The sequence below is a fragment of the Anaplasma marginale str. Florida genome (assembly GCF_000020305.1).
GTDB classification, from domain to species: Bacteria; Pseudomonadota; Alphaproteobacteria; order Rickettsiales; family Anaplasmataceae; genus Anaplasma; species Anaplasma marginale.
On record NC_012026.1, the window covers coordinates 562,738 to 584,363 of the forward strand.

Genomic DNA, 21,626 nt, shown 5'->3' on the forward strand with positions numbered 1-21,626 from the left:
ATGGATCAAAGTTCGGAGAAATTTGAGTTTACACCCGAAAACTTGGAGGAGGCCCGCAAGTATATCAGCCATTATCCGGACGATCGGAAGTCCAGCGCAGTGATGCCACTGTTGCATCTAGTGCAAAGCCAAGCTGGGGGGTTTATACCGCAGTCAGCCATAGGCTACATAGCCGATCTTCTGGGCATGCGTCCAGTTCATGTTCGGGAGGTTGTTGAGTTTTACTCTATGTACAACACCGCTCCGGTGGGGAAATACTTAGTGCAGGTCTGTCGCACAACTCCCTGCTGGCTGCGCGGGGGAAGTGATATATTAAATACTTGCAAGAAAGCGCTTAAGATTGATGTTGATGAGAGCACAAAAGATAACCTCTTCACGCTCAGAGAGGTTGAATGCCTCGGGGCTTGCGTTAATGCCCCGGTCGTGCAAATAAACGAGGACTACTACGAGGACTTGGATTCCGAAAAGATGGGAGAGATTCTACACAAGCTCAAACACAGTGAGAACTAGAGAGATAGTTTTAGACACTGAAACCACAGGTCTGGATGCAGCGTCGGGTGATAGAATAATAGAGATTGGCTGCGTGGAGCTGGTCGATTTTGTAATGACGGGCCAGGTTTTTCACAAGTACATCAACCCAGAGCGTGATATCCCCATTGCAGCAACAAAAATTCACGGCATCACAACCGACATGGTAAAAAATATGCCGAAGTTTGCCGAGATGGCAGACCAGTTTCTCAATTTTGTGCAAGATAGCGTGCTAGTGATCCACAATGCCGGGTTCGATCTCAAATTTATTGAGACAGAAATGGAGCGCATAGGCAAGACGAAGCTGTACAACCCCGTTGTGGACACGCTCGAGGTGGCCCGCAGAAAGTTCCCCGGCATGCCAGCAAGCCTGGATGCCCTGTGCAAGAGATTTGACATTTCAACTAGTAGCCGTAGGTTCCACGGAGCATTGAAAGACGCAACTCTTCTGGCGAGAGTTTACGTTGAGTTGTGCGGCGGAATACAGAGGTCCCTGGGTTTTGTGAGTGGAGACCTCACCCAATCGACTAGAGCAAGCAAAGCATCCAAGCCAGTATTGCAGGCTCCACGTGCGTTTACCATAAGCGACCTGGAGCTCAAGCTACACGCGGAGTCCATCAGCAAGATGAAAGACCCTATATGGAATATGTACCTAAAGACGAGTGACTGACCACACGTACGCCACCGGCTACTGCAGCTTTGGGTACTACCTTCCGCAGTGATAGTCAGAAAAGCTTACGGCCTCTGCCACGTGATTCTCCGCAACCTCCCCGCACACTGCCAGGTCTGCGATTGTCCTGGCGACCTTTAAGATTTTCGAGGCATCTCTGTTTGACAAGCGCCCGATATCGAGCACCTTGGCCAACAGTTTACCCGCCGCATCGCTCATTCTACGCGTTATAAATTTTTCAACTTCACCTGCAGTTAGCATCGCATTGTTCTTCCGCATGTCACCATATCTGGCCGCCTGTATAGACCTGGCCCCAGTTACCCGTGCCTTCATTGACGCAGAGCTTGTAGAATTATCACAAGTTTTCTGGGCAAACATACTGACATTTTCTACTTCCACTTTGATGTCTATCCTACTCATAATCGGCCCAGAAATTCTCCCTTGGTACTCCGCACCACATCTGGGTGCCCTGGCACATTTTCTGCCCGAGTCATTAATGTATCCGCATCGGCACGGATTCATCGCAGCTACAAGTTGAAAGTTCGCGGGATAGGTTATGTGGGCATTGGCTCTTGATATAACTACTTGCCTATCTTCCAGAGGCTGCCTTAGGGATTCCAGTACGGACTTAGAAAATTCGGGCAGTTCATCGAGAAATAACACCCCATTATGCGCTAAAGTTATTTCCCCAGGTAAAGCTTGCCTGCCCCCACCAACCATTGAGGCAAGTGAGGCGGAGCTGTGTGGCTCACGAAATGGTCTGGAAGCCACAAGGTGGCGCATACCCTTATGCATTATGCTAGAAATAACATTAATTTCTAGCACCTCTTGTGCATCTAAATCTGGAAGTATGCCTATTAACCTCTTGGCTATCATGGATTTACCAGACCCAGGCGGACCTATCATTAAAATGTTATGGCCCCCAGCAGCTGCAATCTCCATAGCACGCTTCGCCACAGAATGCCCCCGCACATCTTGCATGTCAGGCATCACCTGGGCAAGACGGCCACCAGCGTGCGGCTCCTCATAGACAGGTAAATCATGGTGAGCAAATACCCCTGCTGCGCCCTCAACTTCATTAAAATAGTCTACCAGTGACGATAGGTGCTTTGGGCCCAATACCGGGATATCACAAACCAGCTTGGCTTCCGTCATATTGCCATGTGGGCATACAACCCCCTTGTGCAGCTTTCTTGCATTCAGCATAGCAGCCAAAACGCCAGATACAGGCGTGATTCTGCCATCCAGCGCAAGCTCACCAAGAACAATGTATGAAGCAAGCTTTTCAGGTTGTCTCAGCGCTCCTGTAGCGCTCAATATGCCCAAAGCTATTGGCAAGTCATAATGGCTCCCTTCTTTAGAAAACCCTGCTGGCGACAAATTAACGGTAATCCTCTTAGGTGGCATAGGGGCTTTTACCGAGGATAATGCTGCACGTATTCTATCCCGAGATTCCGCAACAACCTTATCTGGCATGCCTACAATATTAAACGCCGGAAGGCCCCCTGCCACATGCACTTGCACTACAACATCTACCGTACATACCCCAACAAACGCCACTGTGTGCACATCTGCAAACATTGTAACAAAGGCCCAACAAACCCACCATTTTAGCAAAGGCAGTGTAAGTTGCTAGTAAAAATATTAATATATTAAGATATTTGTATACTATACGCCCAACAGCGCAATTGCTAACCTCCAATTATGTAATTTTAGACAAACACTACTACATTCGTTGGTTAAATTGGCACTACCGAATATATGATTATTATGTATAATGGCCATCATTGCGGATATTGCTACAATAATATGGGTATTTATTTGGTGCGTGAGGCTGCATTTTCCGCGCAAAAATATGAAAATATTTTTACTATTCTAGTTAAATAATTACACTCTATAAAATTGTTAGTAGCCCTTTGTATGAATGAGCATTTAGAATTATTGCCGACGTTTTACAGCGTACCTTTTTCGAGAGTATATCTATGACATCTTACATAACAAGGCGGGCGCGGCTTTTCTGCTATGCTGCGCTCACGACCATAGCACTACCGTGCATGTCTGCATCCGCTACAGAGAGCGGTGAAGGATCTGCGACCGCAGATTTAGGCATACGTCTAGGCATGTACAGTGAAGGGGAGAGATTTCCTCTACAATCCCAAAAAACCGATGATGTTGCCACACAAAACGCCAGAAGCTACAGCGCGCTTGCCGGGGTGAGGTACGTAGTTACCACAAAAAAGCTCGGCAATTTCTCAGCAGAGGTCGGATATGCATACCGCTCAGAACAGCTTGTGCATAGTTACAACTTTGCAGAGATGAAGAAGCGTATAGGTGACTACTCATCCTTGTATGCAGAAGCGAGATGGGGAACCAATGGCCTGCTTTTGGTACAAAATCTGGGGTTTAGCCTGGGTGCCAGTATCGGCGGCGAAAAGGTTGACCAAGGCACCATGCCAGTGCGCTTCATGGGCGGATTTACATATAAGGTTGGCGGAATCACCAGTATATATGCCGGGCTGCAGTATGTTACACACTTACAGTCGGTATCACCTGTGAGTTTTTCCCTAGAAGACTACAAGGGAGTTTCAAAGTACGTAGTGGGAGTGGAATTTGCCGTATAGAGATGTATATTACGCACCAATAATCCAGAATCCTACCAAATGAGGAAACACGGCGCACTGGCCAATAGAAATGCTGGTGGCATCATCGCCCACTGTGAAGTGAAAGTGCGCCTCTTCCCTATTTTATGAAGATTAAATTCATCCTCAGACATCCACAGCTCACTGAAAATTCCTCAAATACAACATTTGTAATGAGCGCAGCAAAATATCTAAAACGGGTATGTGCCTTATCTACTCTATGAAAGCGGTGTTTTTGTTATTTATGCTGATAAGCCTAGAGCACGTAAATACCATATATAGTATCTATACTTTGACTAGCAGGCAGTTTTATGCTAAAATGTGACGTGTGTGTGCTTTGCCCACAGCTTACTGTAGAGTTAAGTTGCGCTAGCCATAGGCACAACCTGTCGTATGTGAGTAACCTGTCCTACCAATATGAGAAACATCATAAAAAGCATCGCGGATGCAGCAATAGGCCCCGAGGCGGATTTTCGTGTTGTAAACGAAGCAGTAGTGAGGGCCATACTATTCGCGCTATTTCAGGGACGAGCTCATAGGTACCAACTAAAGACGCAGAGAAGGGCCAGGGGCTTCCGGTACCTGTTTTCCGTAAGTGCGGCAGGTAAAACCATTAGCTACGAAAAGTTGCGGGACATGTGCGCCCGTAACACCGTAACACACAACGTGCAATGTGAAGCAGGGCTTGAGTCGCTATGCAGGTATACCTTCTCTATTGTTGCGTTTATGCCTGAGCACGTTAATGACCTGCTTTTCTCACTGAGCGCGGGTTCTGGTAACAGTTCGGCAGTTGTTGAAGCTGTAGTAAAACTTCACCGTGCAGCTGCACAACTGAAGAAGACAAGAAAATGTTCGGGCGATAGATGCACTGTACGGTGGGATAAGATATATGCCATATTTCGCAACTCCTTCTTATCCGCGGTTCAGTCGTCAACACCTGCTGAGCTAGAATGCTTTGCGTATAAAGTGTTTTCAAGCAAGGCGTGCGATGTAGTCTCTGAAAAGTTGAGTAACCTAACTCATATACTGGATCAAGAATCCATCATAGATAACGCGGCCGAGATTGCCCAATTGCTGGGTTTCTTATCTAACTTTGACCCAAGGCTTTCGTCACATCATAAGTTTAGTAACGTCGGAGAGTCTAGCAGGGATTTTGCTCTTGCAATCGACGTGGATGCGGTGCGAGACGCCGTTTCAGATTGTAACTTGTGGCACCACCTTGTAAACCTGGTGATAGGCGTGCGGATGCGCAAGCGTGCCAAGGTTAACGCCAATACGCTCGCTGCTGCATCAATGCTGTTGAACATGCACCTGAAGATCTCTTCGTGCAATGTGGAGGCGATTCTCTTTGAAGATGGAAGCATTGCCTATGCGTTCGCGCGTACTTTTTCATTCCCCGTCATGAAAGCGGCAAGCTTTGGGGACATAAGCGAGGGCATTCTTGCGAGCCCTGCAGGGAGAAGCTTGGTGGACTTGATGATTAAAAATCACAACGCACGTGAATCCTGCAAGTTCCCATTGTCTTACAGTGAAATCGCTGTGGTCATCAAACACCTGAACGCAATAATGCGGGATATCAAGATGCGCGAGAGTATAGCGTACTACATAAACGACGCAGTATGTAGAGACCCCAATGGCAACGCAAATGTCTATACCATGGCTATGGGAGTGGCTGCCGACATAGACGCGCGCCTCAAATTTATGCAAAAATTCGTCGAGAGCCCAGATTATAAGTACTTGACTGACTTCCTGATGCAGTCAAGTTTTTCGGACACTCACGAACATTTTCGCAGGTTCTTGATTAAACAGCGGGGATATGACGTAACCCGTTCCGTAGCTGAAAAGAGGGTGCAAAGCGCATCTAGAAAAGTTGGCACTGTGCTGATATACGCAGGTTACGTGGCTTCCCTGTTGGCAGTTGCGGGTGGCATAGGTGCGATATGCTACCATTCGCTGTACGTCACCACGCCCACAACAAACCACAGCTTCCTCATTGGAGGTATTGGGCTTATTGTGGTAAGCATAGTGATAGGGTGTGCGGCAAGGTTTACCCATTGCAAGAAGAAACGCGTTGAGAGCGAACACGCGGCAGCAGAGGGAGAATCTGGGCTTGTATGCCGTCCTGAAAATGAAGGGGGCGAGGCAGCAGATATAGACCAGAATGAGTGCAACAGCGGCGTCAGGCGGATTGCGGGAAAAAGCGACTACATAATACCGGTCACTATAGAGTGCGGTACCAGCATAGGAAACAACTCAATCGGCGCGTAGAGAGCAGCACTCAAGCAGCATAGCAGACACCCCCAAAAACAGAGGGTTGCTCCCCCTACTCAAGCCGCGAGTCACATAAACCCGGGGGCAACCACACCAACGGTAAACGTAGTACGGGGAGCCGCGCAGGACTAGTTTCCTCCACCACAGACTTTCTTCATCCTTTCGTAGGACTTACTAAACCCCCTGAGTGAGTACACACTTTCGATTTTCCTGCCATCCTCAGCGTACCCTACAGCCGACATGCTAAGCCCACGCTTAAATGCGTCTATCAACGCAGAGTCAATGTCGGCGTTTTCAGCCCACGCAACCTGGTCATCAATTATGGACACCGAAAAAGACTTTTTCTGATCAACAGTGAGTACCACAGGCTTGTTGCCATATTTGAAGCCGAACGTGACGCTAACCTCATCGAAAACGTCGCTCACTCTAGTAACCATTATTGCAGCGTCACCACGGGTCTCACCATCACCATGCTTCACGGGAAACGATAGCAAATAGCAGAACCTCTGGCCCTCTTGAACTGCGGTGTATATGCTCCAGTCTCTGTTTTTCTCGACCAAATATACGTTTCCTACCCCAGAAAGTAAGGCATTGGAAGACCATCCGTAGAAAGGCAGACAGCAGAGGATACCACAATATGCCAAAAATCTCATGATTAACATCCTACGTTCACCCTATTAGCTTCAATAAATGATTTGATTTTGCAAAGCGCCTGTAACTCTATTTGTCTGACCCTCTCCTTCGAGACTCCATACTCTTCACTCAGCTTCTCCAGAGTGTCCGGACGTTCCTGCAGTCTGCGCCTGGTGAAAATGTCTCGGTGCCTATCATCCAGGGTGGCGAGGGCTGAATCAAACATAGACTTCTTAATGGCACTCTCCTCATCTGCAAGGTACATAATCTCCTGGCTGGGCAGCGAGGAAGGTACAAGATCTTGCAGTTCAACAGAACTCTCCCCATGCACCTGCTCATTAAGCGAAACGTCCCGATTGGCAAAAAACCGGTCCATCCTCTCAACTTCCTCCTCTGAAGTGGCGCACTCCTCCGCAATAGCTTTGATTTCCTTTTTGGTCATAGAAGAACCACAGCTCAACAGCCGCTTTTTAATCTTTCTAAGGCTGAAAAACAGCTTCTTCTGCGCCTGCGTTGTACCTACACGTATGCAAGACCATGAGCGCAAAATATAGTCTTTGATAGAGGCCTTTATCCACCACACGGCATACGTCGCAAGCCTGAAGCCAAGATCCGGGTTAAACCTTTTCACCGCCTGCATCAGGCCTATATTCCCCTCCATGATCAGCTCCATAATGGGGAGACCGTAGCTTTTGAACCCCATGGCTATCTTCACCACCAACCTTAAGTGGCTAGTCACCAACCTATGGGCATCCGCAACTGACCCTCTTCTGTACCAGTTCTCTGCCAGGCGCTTTTCCTCTTCTTCAGAAAGAATGGGAAATGTGCGCACCTGGGCAACGTACGAAACCAGGTCGTCAGACCCCATGTAAGAAAACACCGACGCTGTGAGCATACCAGAAGCACTCCCCATTTCACAACCACCTGCTAGCAATACAGGTGCCATATAGGTAGAGTATACTGAATTTTCAAGACTTTGCTAGTATAATGGTTGCTGGTGTACGGGAGATGTTGCAATGAACGTGATCATCACATGTAGAGGGTACAAGGCGACAGCAAGCATAAAATCCTATGTTGAAGATAGTATTTCTTCCCATTTAGGCAAGTACTTGCACGATAGTCCGCAGATTAACGTAAGGGTAGTCATGGCAAAAGAGGCACACATGTTTACTGCGTGCGTCTCGATACATGAAGATCACCACGAATTTGTCAATGCATCAAAAAGTGCTGAAACGGTATACAAGGCCGTAGATGCCGCAGTCACGCACGTGGCTAATGGGCTGCGTAAGTATAAAGAAGAAAAAACAGATAAAAACCACACCGCAAATTGAAGGGCCACAAAGGACGAGATGAAGTGATATTCTTCATCAGCGAAGAAGCTGGTGGCCCGGGCGTTGAAAACTCGCGCCTCTATATACCTTTGTATATATGTATATCAGGAGGGGGGATATCGCTTAGGAAAATGCCTGCAGGAGGAGCAGCCATGGGAAATGGGATTGTTGTCGATACCCGCGTTGCTGTCCACAAACACAAAAATCGTAAAGAATGGTATGTGTCAAAGGGAGCACCCTAGCTTGGAGTTAGCCTGACAAACGCGGTGGTGGGGTAAAATAGCCGCGCATAACAGCGGCAAGCGTACTTGGGAGTGCCATGATATCCCCCGGCGCTGCATGCGTTGGTAGGTATATCCGCATTGGTGTGCACTTTCACGGCGGTTCAGGAGTAGTATATAGTCCTTCTTAATCTGGCCATCGCATGATATTAGTACTCAATGTTAGAGCATCTGTGGTGCGCAGTAGTATGTCAACCAAAGCTAGCATATACGACGTTACTCCCATTGCACAGTTTCTCAAGAGGCATCAGTCTTTAAGCTACTCTGTTTTCTGTATGTATAATTCGCTAATGTCCAAGCTTCCGCGTTATCGCAGTTATTCCAGAAGATAATTAATATTGTGGTAATCCGTTAGCATGTAATGTCTGCATAAATCAAAATGATCGGAGAAAAATAACAAATGCAAGGGGGATCTGGCAACATCCGCAGTGAGCTGTTAGAAGCAATACGCACCAACAATGCTGAAGGTGTCCGAAAGGCGTTGAAAGCGCTCCCGGCGGAAGAAAAAGCCGTCGCGATGTGCCGTCCAATTTTTGACAACAAACCGTTGTTGCAATATGCGCTCGCACAAGGCAAAACCAATACGAGCCCAGATGCATTTAAGGCAATTCTGGAATTTTGCACTCCCGATATCCTCAACACGGCGGATCCTAACGGTAATCAGCCAACATTTATGGTACTCGAAGCCCCCAAAGAATACCTGGATGCCATGTTGGAAACAAAAGGCGTCAACTGGGGGACCAGTAATGCAATGGGTGACACTCCCCTCTCCCACGCGTTAAAAACCATTGAATGCGATGTTCAGTCCTATAACAAGTTAGCGCAGCTGCATCCGCACGTTTTGTACCGGGTAAACAAAGCTGGCAACAACATTTTGCATTCTGCGTGTGAATCCGGCAAGTGGAACAATATTGCACTCGCCATGAATCTGCGCGATACAGTATTGGAGACCCCACTCGGAAGCAACGCAGGCGGGAGCGCCGTAGACTTACTAAACCAAAAAAACGGCTTGGGTGAAACCCCGCTGCACATAGCTTATAGAAAACTTTCTGCAGACGACTCCAGAATATTTGAATATTATCCAGACGTCGCAACCAAAGTAGATCTCCTAGCTAAGGACAAAGAAGGCAAATCGGTAATCTACAGAGCGGCAGAAGCTAATAATGACTACGTATATACTCTGTGCAACGACAATCCTAGCTATGCCCGAGAGCTGGCCATGGTTGGGCTGGAGCGCGACGATCAATCCATAATCGACAGGCTTGTCGGGTCTCAATTCTCGCCGGACAACCCACCAGACCTGCTTAAAGAGTGTGTTCATGAGTTACTAAAAGACCCAGACAGGCTGGTTAAGTGTCTAAACGCCGGAGATGCAAGAACTGACCTGTGGGAGGCCCTATATAACACACTAGAGACATCTGAGGACAAAGCAACCTTCATGTGTTGCGTTGCGGCATCAGCGCATTACCAACTCGCCTGGAGGCTAATCGGAGCGCGATCAGAAGAATCACACGCCCTGAGCGATAATATGAACCTGGCTCTGGAGCGCAGCCGCAGCCTTGAGAACCCAAATCTGCTGGGCAGTATGGTGTCCAGATTTCCTAATTCCAGTTGCGCTCGTGCAGATAAAATAGCCGAATTTGCCCAGAAAAACCCGACTGCGGACACCTTGCTAACTACACTTGAACGCACTGCAGAGTATCGCTCGGCTGGTACAATACTAAAAGCGATATCGCAGCGCAATTGTTCTGGTACCTCAGCAGTGAGCAAAATGATAAGCTCATCTGACGGGGATAAAATATTCAAATTCCTTGATGGCGTGTCACAGCACATCGTCGCGCTGGGCGGCCGCTCAACAGATTATGATCGTACCATCGAGGAAGGCATACAGTCGCTACGGGAAGAGGTATTCAGGAGCACACTAAGCCTCGCAAGTACCGGGGACATTGACAAAATGCGCGCCGTATTTAGGGCGATGCCAGACTCAGTATACGCGGAAGACCCTATATCAGGTAAGAGCGTATTGGAAGTGGCTTCTGATGCTGGTCACACGCAAGCAACACACTTCTTGCTTGAATTCCATAAGAAGATCTCCAGAAATGCCGAGGTAAGCACCGACGCTGAAGACCTGCAGCACGCTATAGAGAGCATAATACAAGTGGCTAGGGTCGCTCCGGACACCGCAAGCAACATGGTTGAGGGTATATTGCGGAGCGGAAAATCCATTCCGTTACCTGACGCCAATAGAATATTGCAAAATGCAGCTCCAGAAAATGCGCACAGATTGTCGGCTGTCCTTGAGAGACAATACCCAGGGATTACAGAGCAAGTGTCACAGCAACGCGCTGCGCTCCCACAGCGGCAAAAAGGCTTGGCCGAGCTGTACGCACCCAGACAGAGCGTCGAGGGCCCAGCGAGCACCAGTACCAGCTCAAGTGCACGCATTGACAACGACAATGAAGTGTTGCGAGACTATGGATTGCTGAGCAAGTACGTTCCTATACTTGCAAGTTCAGCGGATGAACCGCACAAATTTAAAAAGACCCTCAAAGACGATTTTCAAACTTTTGAATCCCTCAAGCAAGCAGCCCACGCCGACAAAACTGGGCATAGCATCTTCACGCTGGTAGCAATGCGTGGCACACCAACACAAATGGACCTGCTCGTATCCAGATTTGGCGAAGTACAGACCCAGAATCTGGCCTTCAAAGCCGACTACGAGAGCTTCTCTTCCTTGGGCTCCCCTCTGCAATGCGCGATCAGGGGCGGCAATCTTACCATGGCGCATCACCTATTGGGGAAGATGGACCCTGGCAAAATATGCGTGCAATACGGCGCAAGCAAAGACAACCTACTGCACACTCTGGTAAAAACCGGAAGGTCGGATATTCTGTTTTCTTTGCCCCACGCTACACAACCGCCTAGCACAACACCCGACAAAAGGCTATCGTCACTTGTGATGGACGCAATCGCGCAAAAAAATGCCGATGGGAAAACACCCATGGATATCGCAATGTCCACGAGCGAGGAGTCACGTAGCGCGTTATGTGCATTCATCACGGGCGCACTACAAAGCAAAGATATGGAACACCTGCTGGGCAGCGGCGTGATGACCGATCTGGCATTGCAACACAACAATCCTTCGATGATGAGGTGGGTGTTTGATCTCGCTGAAAAATTTAACGCTAATCAACAAGCAGATGTAGCTAGCACGCGTATTGATGTATTGGGCAATCAGAACAATACCAAAGCCCTGATAGCTCGGACCGCCCGGAACAGTAACCCTGAAGTGCACCGGGTCTTACTAGAGAAGATACGAGAAAAAGATCCCAAACAGTTCCCGGCAGTATCTAAACAGCTCCTGATGCACCTAGCTGAAAATAATCTATACAACCCAGCACTATTTAGCGACTTGGAAGAGTCAGCACGTAGCTCCCAGGATACAACAATACGCGATGGTTTAATACAGCAGGCAATAAACCACGATAACCCGGACCTGATCGGGCACATTGATGCAGGGGATGCGTGTGGGCGCCTGTCGCAAATGTTATGGCAGGAGTCGTCACAATCTGCGGGTGCAACACCGCCATACGCCGTGCTGAAGGACAATATGTTGGCATTCTTCATGGCAAATTTAGATGAGGCAAGTTTTAACAGATTTGCGGACGAGAATTTGATCTCGCATATTGCAGAACATAACATGCCCAAAGCATGTGAAGTATACGTACAACGCTCTCCCGATAATAAATCACTGTTAGACGCTGCTATCCGTGCAGGTAACATACAAATAGTGGAAGCAGTGCTCAACAGGAACCCAGACGTTTTGCTGAGCGCTCATAGTGTGCCAGATGGCACAACACACCAGTCTCTGTACGACTTTGCCACCTCAGTGTGCCCTAAAGACGGGGCCGGAAGTGCTATGTTGCGGTACCTTGCACATCGAACCGTAAATGCCGTTCTAGAAAAAGACAGGGCAGCAAGTGCGGCTATGCGGCCAGCCGAGGCATCTGCACAGCACGGGCCAGAATCTGCGCCGTTTTCCCCTGGTGGTGCATTTGCTAACACGCTGAAGAGTATACTGCTAAGACACAACTTGGGTTTGAACACCGAAAATCGCCAGATCATTAGCGGATATGCGTCGGCTGCGGACGGTAATGCGTTTCAGCATGCAGGAAGTGAAAACCTGCTGCGAATAGCGTTGGAATCTCGAGATTGCCAGGCAGCAGAAAAATTGCTAGAAGACTACATACAGCGTAATGGAAGGGAGCCCAACGATCGCACTAGAGAGATTATTAATCAGAGCGTGGATGGTCGTTCCATATTACACCTAGCAGCCTCGCATGGTAACTACAAAATCCTCTCAGATCTCATAGCACTCGGTGGCGATCCAGCCCGTACCACAAATCGCGGGGAAAACGTGGCACATTTGTGTGCACAAAGTGGTATGAAAAGGGAGGACGGCACTTATGCCTTTGCTCACCTAATTGATGACTCTCGTGCAAACGGCGTTCCTCTGAACACAGTTGACAGTAATGGCAAGGGAATACTTGAGCATGCCGCCAACTGCAACGATAAACCAAGCACTGTAGAAATGCTGGAGCTCATCCACAAGAATCCAGAACTTGATTCTCAGCTAATAAGCCAAAAAGAGGGAAAGAGGAGAGATAGTTTCTTTCGTAATACTATCGCGGGTGCAAACTTGAGGCGGCGAGATGACGCCGTTGACACTTTCCTGGATGATCATCCTCAATTAAAGGCTGATGCAAAGCAAGATTTATCGCTCAAATTTCTAGAGGATACTAAGAATCTGGATGACGATGCCCTGGCAAATCTACTAACAAGTACATCCCTGCACTCATTTAATGAGATATATCCTCTAGAGCGTGCAAGCCCAATCGTGGGGCAGCCCAGAAATGTGTTTATTGGGCACCAGAGAGATCTATTTTCTATCGTCAATTCAAGAACGGTCAAATCGCACGACCTAGCAAGCATGAGTCGCATGCCCATAGAGGCGTTTTCGGCTAGAGATTATAGAACTGGAGTCTCCCCCATAGAACACGCAATCGCCATAAAGAACCTTGACTTCATTAAGTATGTGCTAGAACACAGAGCCAGTGAGCTCAGGCCTAACATATGCGACGCCGCAGGGGACAATCTACCAGTGCAGCTGTCAAGGTTTGTTGCTGAAAACCCTGACATTCTGCAGCAGGACAGGCGCTTTGCTGAAATGTACACAAATTTGCTTGAGCAGTGCAGCTGTATCACACAATCTAGAAGTCAGACCTCTGTAAGAGGGATACTAGAAAATAATGTGCGGCTCGCGCCTTTGCGCAGCAAAGCCATAGATGCCGCCAATAGGGAGTCACTCTTGAAGGATAAACTATCCCTAATTGAGGATAAGCTGCGAGAGCGCCATGACCCACAAGCGGTAAACCAGCTTGCAGCGTTCGTGAAGGACAACCCAGCATTCAGCAGAAATTCGGCCAACACGTTCCGCACCTTATTCTCGCGTGCTATATCAGACGCCGTGTCTGCGCATCAAGGCCTCAGCGACCATCACAAAAAGTATATAAAAGAGCTTATTAAAAATAGCGACACCAGAAAGTTACTGACCAACGTAGACCATGAAGGGAATAATGCCATACAGAGTGTATTGCATGAGCTATCAAAGAGTAAAGTTGGCATAGGCATAGCCAAAGCTGAGGTGTTGCAGGAAGTATTCTCAGCACTTTTGGAAAACCTGAGCAACGAAGACCCTGAACTGCTAAAGGAAATACTCTTAAAGCACAGAAATGCACGCGGAGAAAACTGCCTAGAGACACTTGCTTCAGTCAAACCTGCGTATGACACATTCAGAGCAATTGAAAACAAGCTCGGGGCTAAAGCTATAGCCAATTTTTGTGATCTTAACACGATATTGGTAAGGGCATCCAACCAGGCGGCCCTTCAGCGCCATATTTACGAAAATTATGCCGTGTTCCCAGTTGGCGGATGTGATGCCGAGCAAAATGTTCGCGTGCATATAGCAGCCACTTCTGGAGATCATAGTGCTTTCATCGCTGCAATGCAGACTGGGAGTAATATAAACCAGCTGGATAAAGATGGGAATACCCCATTGCAGAGCCTGCTCATCCACTTGGTGCAAAACCGGGGAAATATTACTGATGGGCATATCAAAATCTTAGAAACTTTGGTCTCCCATGGAGCAGCCCTACATCATAAAAATAATAATGGGCTCTCTGCATGTGATATGGCAAAGGCACTCAAAGGGTCATTATTTGGTAGGGAAAACAGCTGCTTACAATTGCTTGCTCAGCATAGGCTGCAGTATGATAGACTCAAGCAAGAGGCACAAAACGAAACGGACAAACGCTTCGTCAGGCACAAGGAGAAAGACCAATCCTCACACTGCGACATATCTGGCGCGACTATAGCGATAAAACTGGGCGGTGGCACGCTATTGGCCACCAAGCTGCTCTACAGTGACTTATGTAACAAGAACAATTTGAGTAAAGCTACATTTGACTTTAACCAAGGCCAAGACCGAGGTTACGTAGAAAAAGTAGGCAACAAGCGCAACTATGTAGCTACTGAAGGCGTCGTAAAGCTGACTTTATCCTGGAAGCCGGCGCAAGGCCCCGAACAGAAAGTGGTCGTAATGGTCCATGCGGACGGGAAGATAAGCGTAGCACCTGATTCCATAAACAAATGTGGCAGCAAAGGGGAAAAGTTAAACTTCAACAACTGTAGGGTATACGTAGGAGGGTTTTCTCTGGAAGATGCGCTGAGAAACGGCGTCTGGAAAGCTGAACCAGCGCAAGTTGCAGCGGATCGTGCGCGAAGCCTAGACGTCGCGCAGGAAACAGGGCAATCACCCGATATGGGCGAACAGCGCTCAGGAGAACGAGGTCCTGAACGTGATGGAGATGCGGCAACGCCCGTCATGCAGGACGCACATAGTGACCCAAGCGCCGACGTACAAGAGCGCAGTGGCACAGCATATCGTAGGCAGCGGAGTGCATCTTACCCTGATGTAAGGCCGAAAGAATCAGATTCTGACCTACCCCAACTACAGAACTACATTAACGGTGTCTCTGGCTCTGAACTAAGCTCTGCACCACACCCTGCACCGCGCAGCAGTACCGCTGACCGAAGGGATGGCCCCGACGGCGGTGCGTCTTTTCGGGCAGAGGTTGGTCAACCGCACGCGGAAGGGTTGCAGTCACCCCATAGTGAAGCGCAAAACCCCGGGAACCGCGAACCCGGACATGACGGAAATATGGCATCGCTCACCACACAAGACGTTAATGCTATACAAGAAGAGCCGGGTGGTACAACTCGTGGTAGGCAGCGGAGTGCGTCTTACCCTGATGTGAGGCCTGAGGCAGAAGATCCTCAGCCACTGCACCCTGTACCGCGCGGCAGTATAGCTGACCTAGGGGATGGCTCTAGCGCCAGTGTGTCTCCTCAGACAGAGCCTGGCCCACCGCACACAGACACAGCGCAAATGTACAGTGGGGTTGGACGTGAAGACGGAACTGAGGAATCCCCTACTACACCTTACCCAACCGCACAAGCATACGGCGAGGAGGCAACAGATGACGCGGGGAAATCTACGTACAGCTCTGAGCCACATAGTGTAATTGATGGGCAGGATCACGGCGCCGTTGACGAAGTACGCGGCAACACTGTAGACGCAGCAGCAAATATTGGCGGTGACAGCATCGGCAATTCAAAGCAACACTCCGACCAGGAAGAAGCTATACCACAACCAACGGCTAGCGCGTTGACAAACTTTGAACGCGTCAATGCAGCTGCTACAACTGAGCAAAGTGCACACGCTGTTGGCACCCTCAAATATATACAAGATGGTGCACAGGGGACTCGGGAGTGGGCCAGCATAACGGGCGTGTGCAACTATATTAACAACTATTATGCATTTAATACCAACGAAAATAGCGATGTGGCCTCAGCCGCCGCAGCTATTAAGGCGCTTCGTGACCAATATACGGCAGACGATGATGCTGGGAAGGAAGACGCTGCACGCGAACTCAAGGAGGCGATCCCCGCAACGTTGGCGCAACATAACATTGAATTTAAAGATTTGGGCACAAACCCAACGGTCACTGTGCTCAACGGTGTGGTGCAACACCCCAACATCAGCATACCCGATCACTGGACCTCTCCTTACGGGTTTGGAAAAGATCTTGATGCTGAAATAAAGTCAGGGCTACAGTTCATAACAGACGTTTGCGATCGGTCCTCGGTGGATTGTACAATCAACATGCCTCTGCGGCATCTTCCTATGTTGGCAATAGCTGTACAGAAAATCAAGGATAGCCCCCCTACAGAGGTTGATCTAAACGCCCCTAACATTAGCTCGGCAGATGGAGAAAGGATATTGAAGGATATCGCGAACACCTGCATGCTGTGCGATGAAATTACCGTGGGATCAAGAAGACAGGCCAGCACTGCGTACGGGATGCCAAGCGCGCGGCAATCTGCACCCCATGAAACGGGCGAACAACACAGCTTGGATCGGGAACGCAGCAGATCAGTAAGCTTTGCGTCGTTTACAAGCGACGACGAAGGCGTGATAAGCGCAGAGGATGAAGAGTATTGCACGCAGGCAGATAGTCTAAGTGTGGCAGAAGAGGACCTCCACGAGCTTTCATGGGATCCCACTTATGACGCCGGGCTGCACACAGGGCAAGCTAGCAGTGCACTTGCGGCACCAGATGTAGCGGAGCAATACCCCTATGTTGAGGACGCAAAACTCCCCCCTTCATCACAGCTCTCACAGAAAACTGCTGATATATTGCGCGGCCTAGGAGTACAGGACAGCAGCAACAACCTGGCTTCAGATCAAAGCCATGAAGACCAGGAAACTGTATCAGAGGCAGGCGTCCTAGATACAGTGACTGCTTGGCAGAGTATCATGCACGTGTGTAAGCAGACCGGCTCTTACTACGCATTTGACATACCAGCTACCTGCAATATTGAGGATATTGCATCAGCTCTATCATCACGACACAAAACTATAGAGAACGATACTACGCTCAGTGCAGATAGGCGAAAATCAGCAATAGCAGAGGCAATAGTGGAAGTTATGCGTGACCATGGCGCAAGATGCGCTGTGCTCGGCACCCCGATACTGCAAATAACCAATGATGACATACAAATAGAGGATAGTGGCCAAAAACTCTCCGAGGAATATAACTCACCTTACGGATTTGGAGCAGAAGTTGATAGTCAAATAAAGTCCGCGCTATCGTCGGTCCGGGAAATTGCACGTAGATCCTCTAATAACTTTACAATGCGAATCTCTCTGGAATATCTGCCGAGGATCGTAGAGGCGGTGGAACAAGAAAGGGCGCAGCCACCATCAGGTATAACGTGGCCGCAGTTGGGAGCTGGAGAAGAGTCAGCCATTGATCAGACAGATGGGCAGAGACTCCTCAAAGATATAACAAATACCTGTTTGCATGCTGCAACAGAGCTCGGCAGTCCGCAGGAAATTTTTTCTGGCTCGGTGCAAGAAATTACGGAGCAGTTTGAACACAAGAAAGAGAGAGCGCGAAGTAGCAGTGTGTCCAGCACTTTCTCAACCCGCAGTAGGTCTTCCACAGCTTCTTCCACAGATTCAGAGCAAGCACCGGTACTAGCACGGTTATCCAGTGACGCCAAACAAACGCTGGAAAGTGCGATAGCGGGGCTGACCGACAGTTTGCGCAGTACTACATCTGGGCATGACAGCGCAGCAGAGTCATTGCAACGGAAAACAGGACCTGATGATAGGGATGCATCCCCCAGTATAGGCGCACAAATACTTCGTGCTGAGAATTGGACAGGCTCAGGCCAAAGCTTTCCAGAAACCTCGATAACACTTGTGGAGAATGAAGAGCATGATGGCTCAGGTCTACCTAGAACACCTACCCCTACTCCAGAGGTAAAACAGCACGAGGGGGGAATTGAGCGGCAATAGTTGCCTTACATATTAAAATTTACAGGAGGATGCAGACCCAGCTTGTATCTACAGCGTACCAAGCTGTTCCCCCAGCCTAAAAGTTCGCGAGCGGCTTGCGCACCCGACCTCTAGGCAATTGTGGGAGGGTCTCACGCGGCCGCTGTTACTTAGGCAGCTTATCTAGATATAAAAGTACCCCAGAAACCACCATCACCCACACGAAAGAAAACGGCAGAAATACTTTCCATCCCAATCTCATGAGCTGGTCATACCGATAGCGTGGTATGGTCGCTCTGACCCATATAAAGCAAAACAGCAGCAACAGAACCTTCAGGCAGAACCACACAAATCCGGGAATCAAATACAGAAATTGGACGTCTATTGGGGGATACCACCCACCCAAAAAGAATATCGTCATCATGGCACTGACGAGAATCATGTTGGCATATTCACCCAAAAAGAACATGGCGAACGGCATGGATGAATACTCAACGTTATATCCGGAAACCAGTTCCGACTCGGCCTCAGGCAGATCAAAAGGATGGCGATTCGTCTCGGCGAGTATTGAAATAAAAAACACGAACGCCATGGGCAGCAATAGCAAATCCACCCAGTACGGCATGGTGTGACGCATCACAACAATGTCAACCAATCTTAGAGACCCAGCCGATACAGCCACTGACAGGACAACCAGCCCCATGGACACCTCATAGGAAATCATCTGGGAGGCAGATCTGATTGCGCCTAGAAACGCATACTTTGAGCCACTAGACCATCCTGCCATGATGATCCCGTAAACCTCTAGAGAAGATATGGCAAAGATGTATAAAACCCCCAAATTGATATTGGCAATAGACGCGGGAATGGTAGTTTCAACGCCGTTGACCACATACGTACTGGCCCCAAGAGGTATGACCGCCCACCCAGACAGCGCGAGAGTGAATGTGATAACAGGCGCAATAAAGAAAGCAAAATTCCTCGACTGCAGCGGAACAATACTTTCTTTGGTCACCAGCTTTAGCGCGTCAGCAAACGGTTGTAGCAGGCCAAACGGCCCAACAACGCTCGGACCGTGCCTCAGCTGCATAAAGGCAATAACTTTGCGCTCCATGTATACAAGGTACGCAACCGAAATCATAACTCCCACAATCGCGGAGAGCATGACAAAAACCGACGACCCAGACGACAACAGTTGAGCCATCAATCTCTGGAGGATATCCATATCAGCAGGCTTTCTCTGTGAAAAATTTAGTACACTTGGCCATGGTCGCAGACGCCCTGCTTATAGGATCAGTCATATAAAAATTCCTTCGCTCAACAGTAAACTCCCCCTTCAATGCGGGCAACCGCGGCTTACCGCCTTTGCTAGGCGCGGACCATTTTGCAGCAACCAAGCTCCCTATGTTTTCTTCCCTAAACTGGTCGCCAACGCTCGCAAGCTCCTTCCAAACGTCAAAAACTGAACTATAACGAAAATCGCATCCAACGCGCTCTGCCAGCATATTTAATATCATCCAATCCTCCACTGAATCCCCAGGGGAGCGAACCGCAACCTCAGTTCTTTGCACCCTCCCTTCAGTATTGACGTAAGTGGCCCTTTTTTCCGTATACGCAGCACCGGGCAGTACAACATCCGCAATGTGCGCACCACGGTCCGCATGATGCCCCTGATACACCACAAAGAGCGCAGGATTGGCGTCCTTTACGGGGCCGAGATCTATCTCATCCGCACCGAGAAGATATAACATCTGGAAATCGCCACTGGAAGCCTTATGCAAAATCTCGCGTACTCCAACTTTGTTTGGATCTTTCGGAAGGAAGCCTATATCCAACCCCCCAACCCTAGCGGCCGCTCTGTGAAGCACATTAAACCCATTCCAGTCATCCCGAACCATATTAAACTTCTCTGCAATGCGGGCAGCCAGCTCCAATACTTCCCCTCCTACATCCGAAACGAGCGCGTCTTGCCCTAGCACAATCATCGGCCTTTTTGAAGCCTGCAAAGCCCCGCAAAATTCGTGATGTCCATCGTAAATATCCCGTAACACGCTGAGCTCTCGCCCCAAATCCTGCACCGCATATGTGTAGTCAAAACCACATCCCGCAGCAGCAATAACAATGCCGCCGCCCAGATATCGTTTGCGCAGTCTGGCATTTATTATGGGTGCGTCAAACCTCAGGTTCGCATTCACCAGCAAGCACAAGTCTGCCTCTTCTATGCCTGCAATCGACGTATTAAACAGGTACATACTTCTGGGGTTTGGCGGCAGTTTAGCTCCATCTTGCCTGCATTCCATGGTTTCGCTACCATGGTGACACATCAGCTTTTTCAACAAAAACATAGATTCACAATCCGCCAGGTCACCAGAAATCGCGGCTATACCACCAGGCGGCGTATTACGGAAGCGTTCCATAACCAGTCCAAGCGCTTTATCCCAACTAGCCTCTACAAGCTTATTGCGCTTTCTCACATAAGGCTTATCCAGGCGCTGAACATTCAAGCCATCGTACGAGAATCTCGTTTTATCTGAAATCCACTCCTCATTTATGTCTTCATTCAGCCTCGGCAGAACGCGCATGACCTCAAGACCGCGAGAGTCGACCCTGATATTGCTGCACACAGCATCTAAGACGTCTATCGTGTCACAATGAGAGAGCTCCCACGGCCTGGCCTTGAATGAATACGGCTTTGAGGTAAGAGCGCCTACGGGGCATAGATCTATTATATTGCCAGACAACTCGGAAAGCACACCCTGCTTGATGCAAGAATCTATCTCCATGCTTTCCCCCCTGCCAAAGGTGCCGAACTCATATGTTCCTGCAACATCTGACAGAAACCTCACACACCTGGTGCAGTGGATGCACCGGTTCATCGAGTTTTCTATAAGGGGGCCAAATGCCTTTTTCGATACGGCCCTTTTACATTCATCATACCTACCGATACCGCGCCCGTAGCCCATAACTTGATCTTGCAGGTCGCACTCTCCCCCTTGATCACAAATTGGGCAATCCAGAGGATGATTTATCAGTAGTAGCTCAAGTACACCTTCCCTGGCCTTGCGCACCCTTTCGCTGCCAGTGCTTATCTCCATACCTTCAGATACAGGCATGGCGCACGAAGCAACGAGCTTGGGTTGCCCGGTAATTTCCACCAGGCACATCCTGCAATTTCCGGCTATAGCCAGACGTTCGTGATAGCAAAACCTCGGAATTTCGACCCCGGCGCTCTCACATGCCTGGAGGACAGTAACCCCCTCTTCGACTTCTATCTCCGTAGAGTTTACTACCACCTTGACCACGGCACCC

At 49.0% G+C, this 21,626-nt stretch carries 11 protein-coding genes; 6 read left to right on the plus strand and 5 right to left on the minus strand.

Features of this window, described 5'->3' with window-relative positions:
• Together nuoE and dnaQ are read left to right on the plus strand one after the other, a co-directional pair.
• Positions 1 to 510, plus strand: a complete 510-nt coding sequence (gene nuoE, locus AMF_RS07410) for an NADH-quinone oxidoreductase subunit NuoE (protein ID WP_010267635.1) — start codon at positions 1 to 3, stop codon at positions 508 to 510.
• Positions 500 to 1,198 (plus strand): DNA polymerase III subunit epsilon, encoded by a 699-nt coding sequence (gene dnaQ / locus AMF_RS07415; RefSeq protein WP_010264567.1) that lies wholly within the window; start codon positions 500 to 502, stop codon positions 1,196 to 1,198. The genes nuoE and dnaQ overlap by 11 nt, the downstream gene beginning before the upstream one ends.
• 36 nt (positions 1,199 to 1,234) lie before the next feature.
• On the opposite strand, the gene AMF_RS07420 is transcribed toward dnaQ, so the two are convergent.
• The gene (locus AMF_RS07420; RefSeq protein ID WP_012658958.1) at positions 1,235 to 2,779 is read right to left on the minus strand and encodes a YifB family Mg chelatase-like AAA ATPase; all 1,545 of its coding nucleotides are present in this window, start codon (positions 2,777 to 2,779) and stop codon (positions 1,235 to 1,237) included.
• 401 nt (positions 2,780 to 3,180) lie between these two features.
• Here AMF_RS07420 and AMF_RS07425 point away from each other — a divergent pair, with 401 nt between their 5' ends.
• Together AMF_RS07425 and AMF_RS07430 are read left to right on the plus strand one after the other, a co-directional pair.
• Positions 3,181 to 3,819 (plus strand): hypothetical protein, encoded by a 639-nt coding sequence (locus tag AMF_RS07425; RefSeq protein WP_010264575.1) that lies wholly within the window; start codon positions 3,181 to 3,183, stop codon positions 3,817 to 3,819.
• A 435-nt stretch (positions 3,820 to 4,254) separates the two neighbouring features.
• A complete protein-coding gene (locus tag AMF_RS07430) occupies positions 4,255 to 6,105 on the plus strand; it encodes a hypothetical protein (RefSeq protein ID WP_010264583.1) in 1,851 nt (616 codons plus the stop codon).
• A gap of 131 nt (positions 6,106 to 6,236) precedes the next feature.
• On the opposite strand, the gene AMF_RS07435 is transcribed toward AMF_RS07430, so the two are convergent.
• Together AMF_RS07435 and AMF_RS07440 are read right to left on the minus strand one after the other, a co-directional pair.
• A complete protein-coding gene (locus AMF_RS07435; RefSeq protein WP_010264587.1) occupies positions 6,237 to 6,770 on the minus strand; it encodes an invasion associated locus B family protein in 534 nt (177 codons plus the stop codon).
• Positions 6,764 to 7,654: an RNA polymerase factor sigma-32 gene (locus AMF_RS07440; protein ID WP_010267642.1), complete on the minus strand. Its 891-nt coding sequence runs from the start codon at positions 7,652 to 7,654 to the stop codon at positions 6,764 to 6,766. Before AMF_RS07440 ends, AMF_RS07435 begins: the two co-directional genes overlap by 7 nt.
• Before the next feature lie 103 nt (positions 7,655 to 7,757).
• Here AMF_RS07440 and hpf point away from each other — a divergent pair, with 103 nt between their 5' ends.
• Together hpf and ankC are read left to right on the plus strand one after the other, a co-directional pair.
• Positions 7,758 to 8,072, plus strand: a complete 315-nt coding sequence (gene hpf / locus AMF_RS07445) for a ribosome hibernation-promoting factor, HPF/YfiA family (protein WP_010264593.1) — start codon at positions 7,758 to 7,760, stop codon at positions 8,070 to 8,072.
• Between the two features lie 681 nt (positions 8,073 to 8,753).
• Positions 8,754 to 18,338 (plus strand): ankyrin repeat domain-containing protein AnkC, encoded by a 9,585-nt coding sequence (gene ankC, locus AMF_RS07455; protein WP_012658960.1) that lies wholly within the window; start codon positions 8,754 to 8,756, stop codon positions 18,336 to 18,338.
• A gap of 145 nt (positions 18,339 to 18,483) precedes the next feature.
• On the opposite strand, the gene nuoH is transcribed toward ankC, so the two are convergent.
• Together nuoH and nuoG are read right to left on the minus strand one after the other, a co-directional pair.
• Positions 18,484 to 19,542, minus strand: a complete 1,059-nt coding sequence (gene nuoH, locus AMF_RS07460; protein WP_012658961.1) for an NADH-quinone oxidoreductase subunit NuoH — start codon at positions 19,540 to 19,542, stop codon at positions 18,484 to 18,486.
• Between the two features lies 1 nt (position 19,543).
• Positions 19,544 to 21,619 (minus strand): NADH-quinone oxidoreductase subunit NuoG, encoded by a 2,076-nt coding sequence (gene nuoG, locus AMF_RS07465; protein ID WP_010264599.1) that lies wholly within the window; start codon positions 21,617 to 21,619, stop codon positions 19,544 to 19,546.
• Between the last annotated feature and the right edge of the window lie 7 nt (positions 21,620 to 21,626).

Excerpts from the sequence above, each read along its gene's own strand:
- nuoE (WP_010267635.1), top strand. The coding sequence starts at position 1 with ATGGATCAAAGTTCGGAGAAATTTGAGTTTACACCCGAAAACTTGGAG.
- AMF_RS07420 (WP_012658958.1), bottom strand. The coding sequence starts at position 2,779 with ATGTTTGCAGATGTGCACACAGTGGCGTTTGTTGGGGTATGTACGGTA.
- AMF_RS07425 (WP_010264575.1), top strand. The coding sequence starts at position 3,181 with ATGACATCTTACATAACAAGGCGGGCGCGGCTTTTCTGCTATGCTGCG.
- AMF_RS07430 (WP_010264583.1), top strand. The coding sequence starts at position 4,255 with ATGAGAAACATCATAAAAAGCATCGCGGATGCAGCAATAGGCCCCGAG.
- AMF_RS07435 (WP_010264587.1), bottom strand. The coding sequence starts at position 6,770 with ATGTTAATCATGAGATTTTTGGCATATTGTGGTATCCTCTGCTGTCTG.
- AMF_RS07440 (WP_010267642.1), bottom strand. The coding sequence starts at position 7,654 with ATGGGGAGTGCTTCTGGTATGCTCACAGCGTCGGTGTTTTCTTACATG.
- hpf (WP_010264593.1), top strand. The coding sequence starts at position 7,758 with ATGAACGTGATCATCACATGTAGAGGGTACAAGGCGACAGCAAGCATA.
- ankC (WP_012658960.1), top strand. The coding sequence starts at position 8,754 with ATGCAAGGGGGATCTGGCAACATCCGCAGTGAGCTGTTAGAAGCAATA.
- nuoH (WP_012658961.1), bottom strand. The coding sequence starts at position 19,542 with ATGGATATCCTCCAGAGATTGATGGCTCAACTGTTGTCGTCTGGGTCG.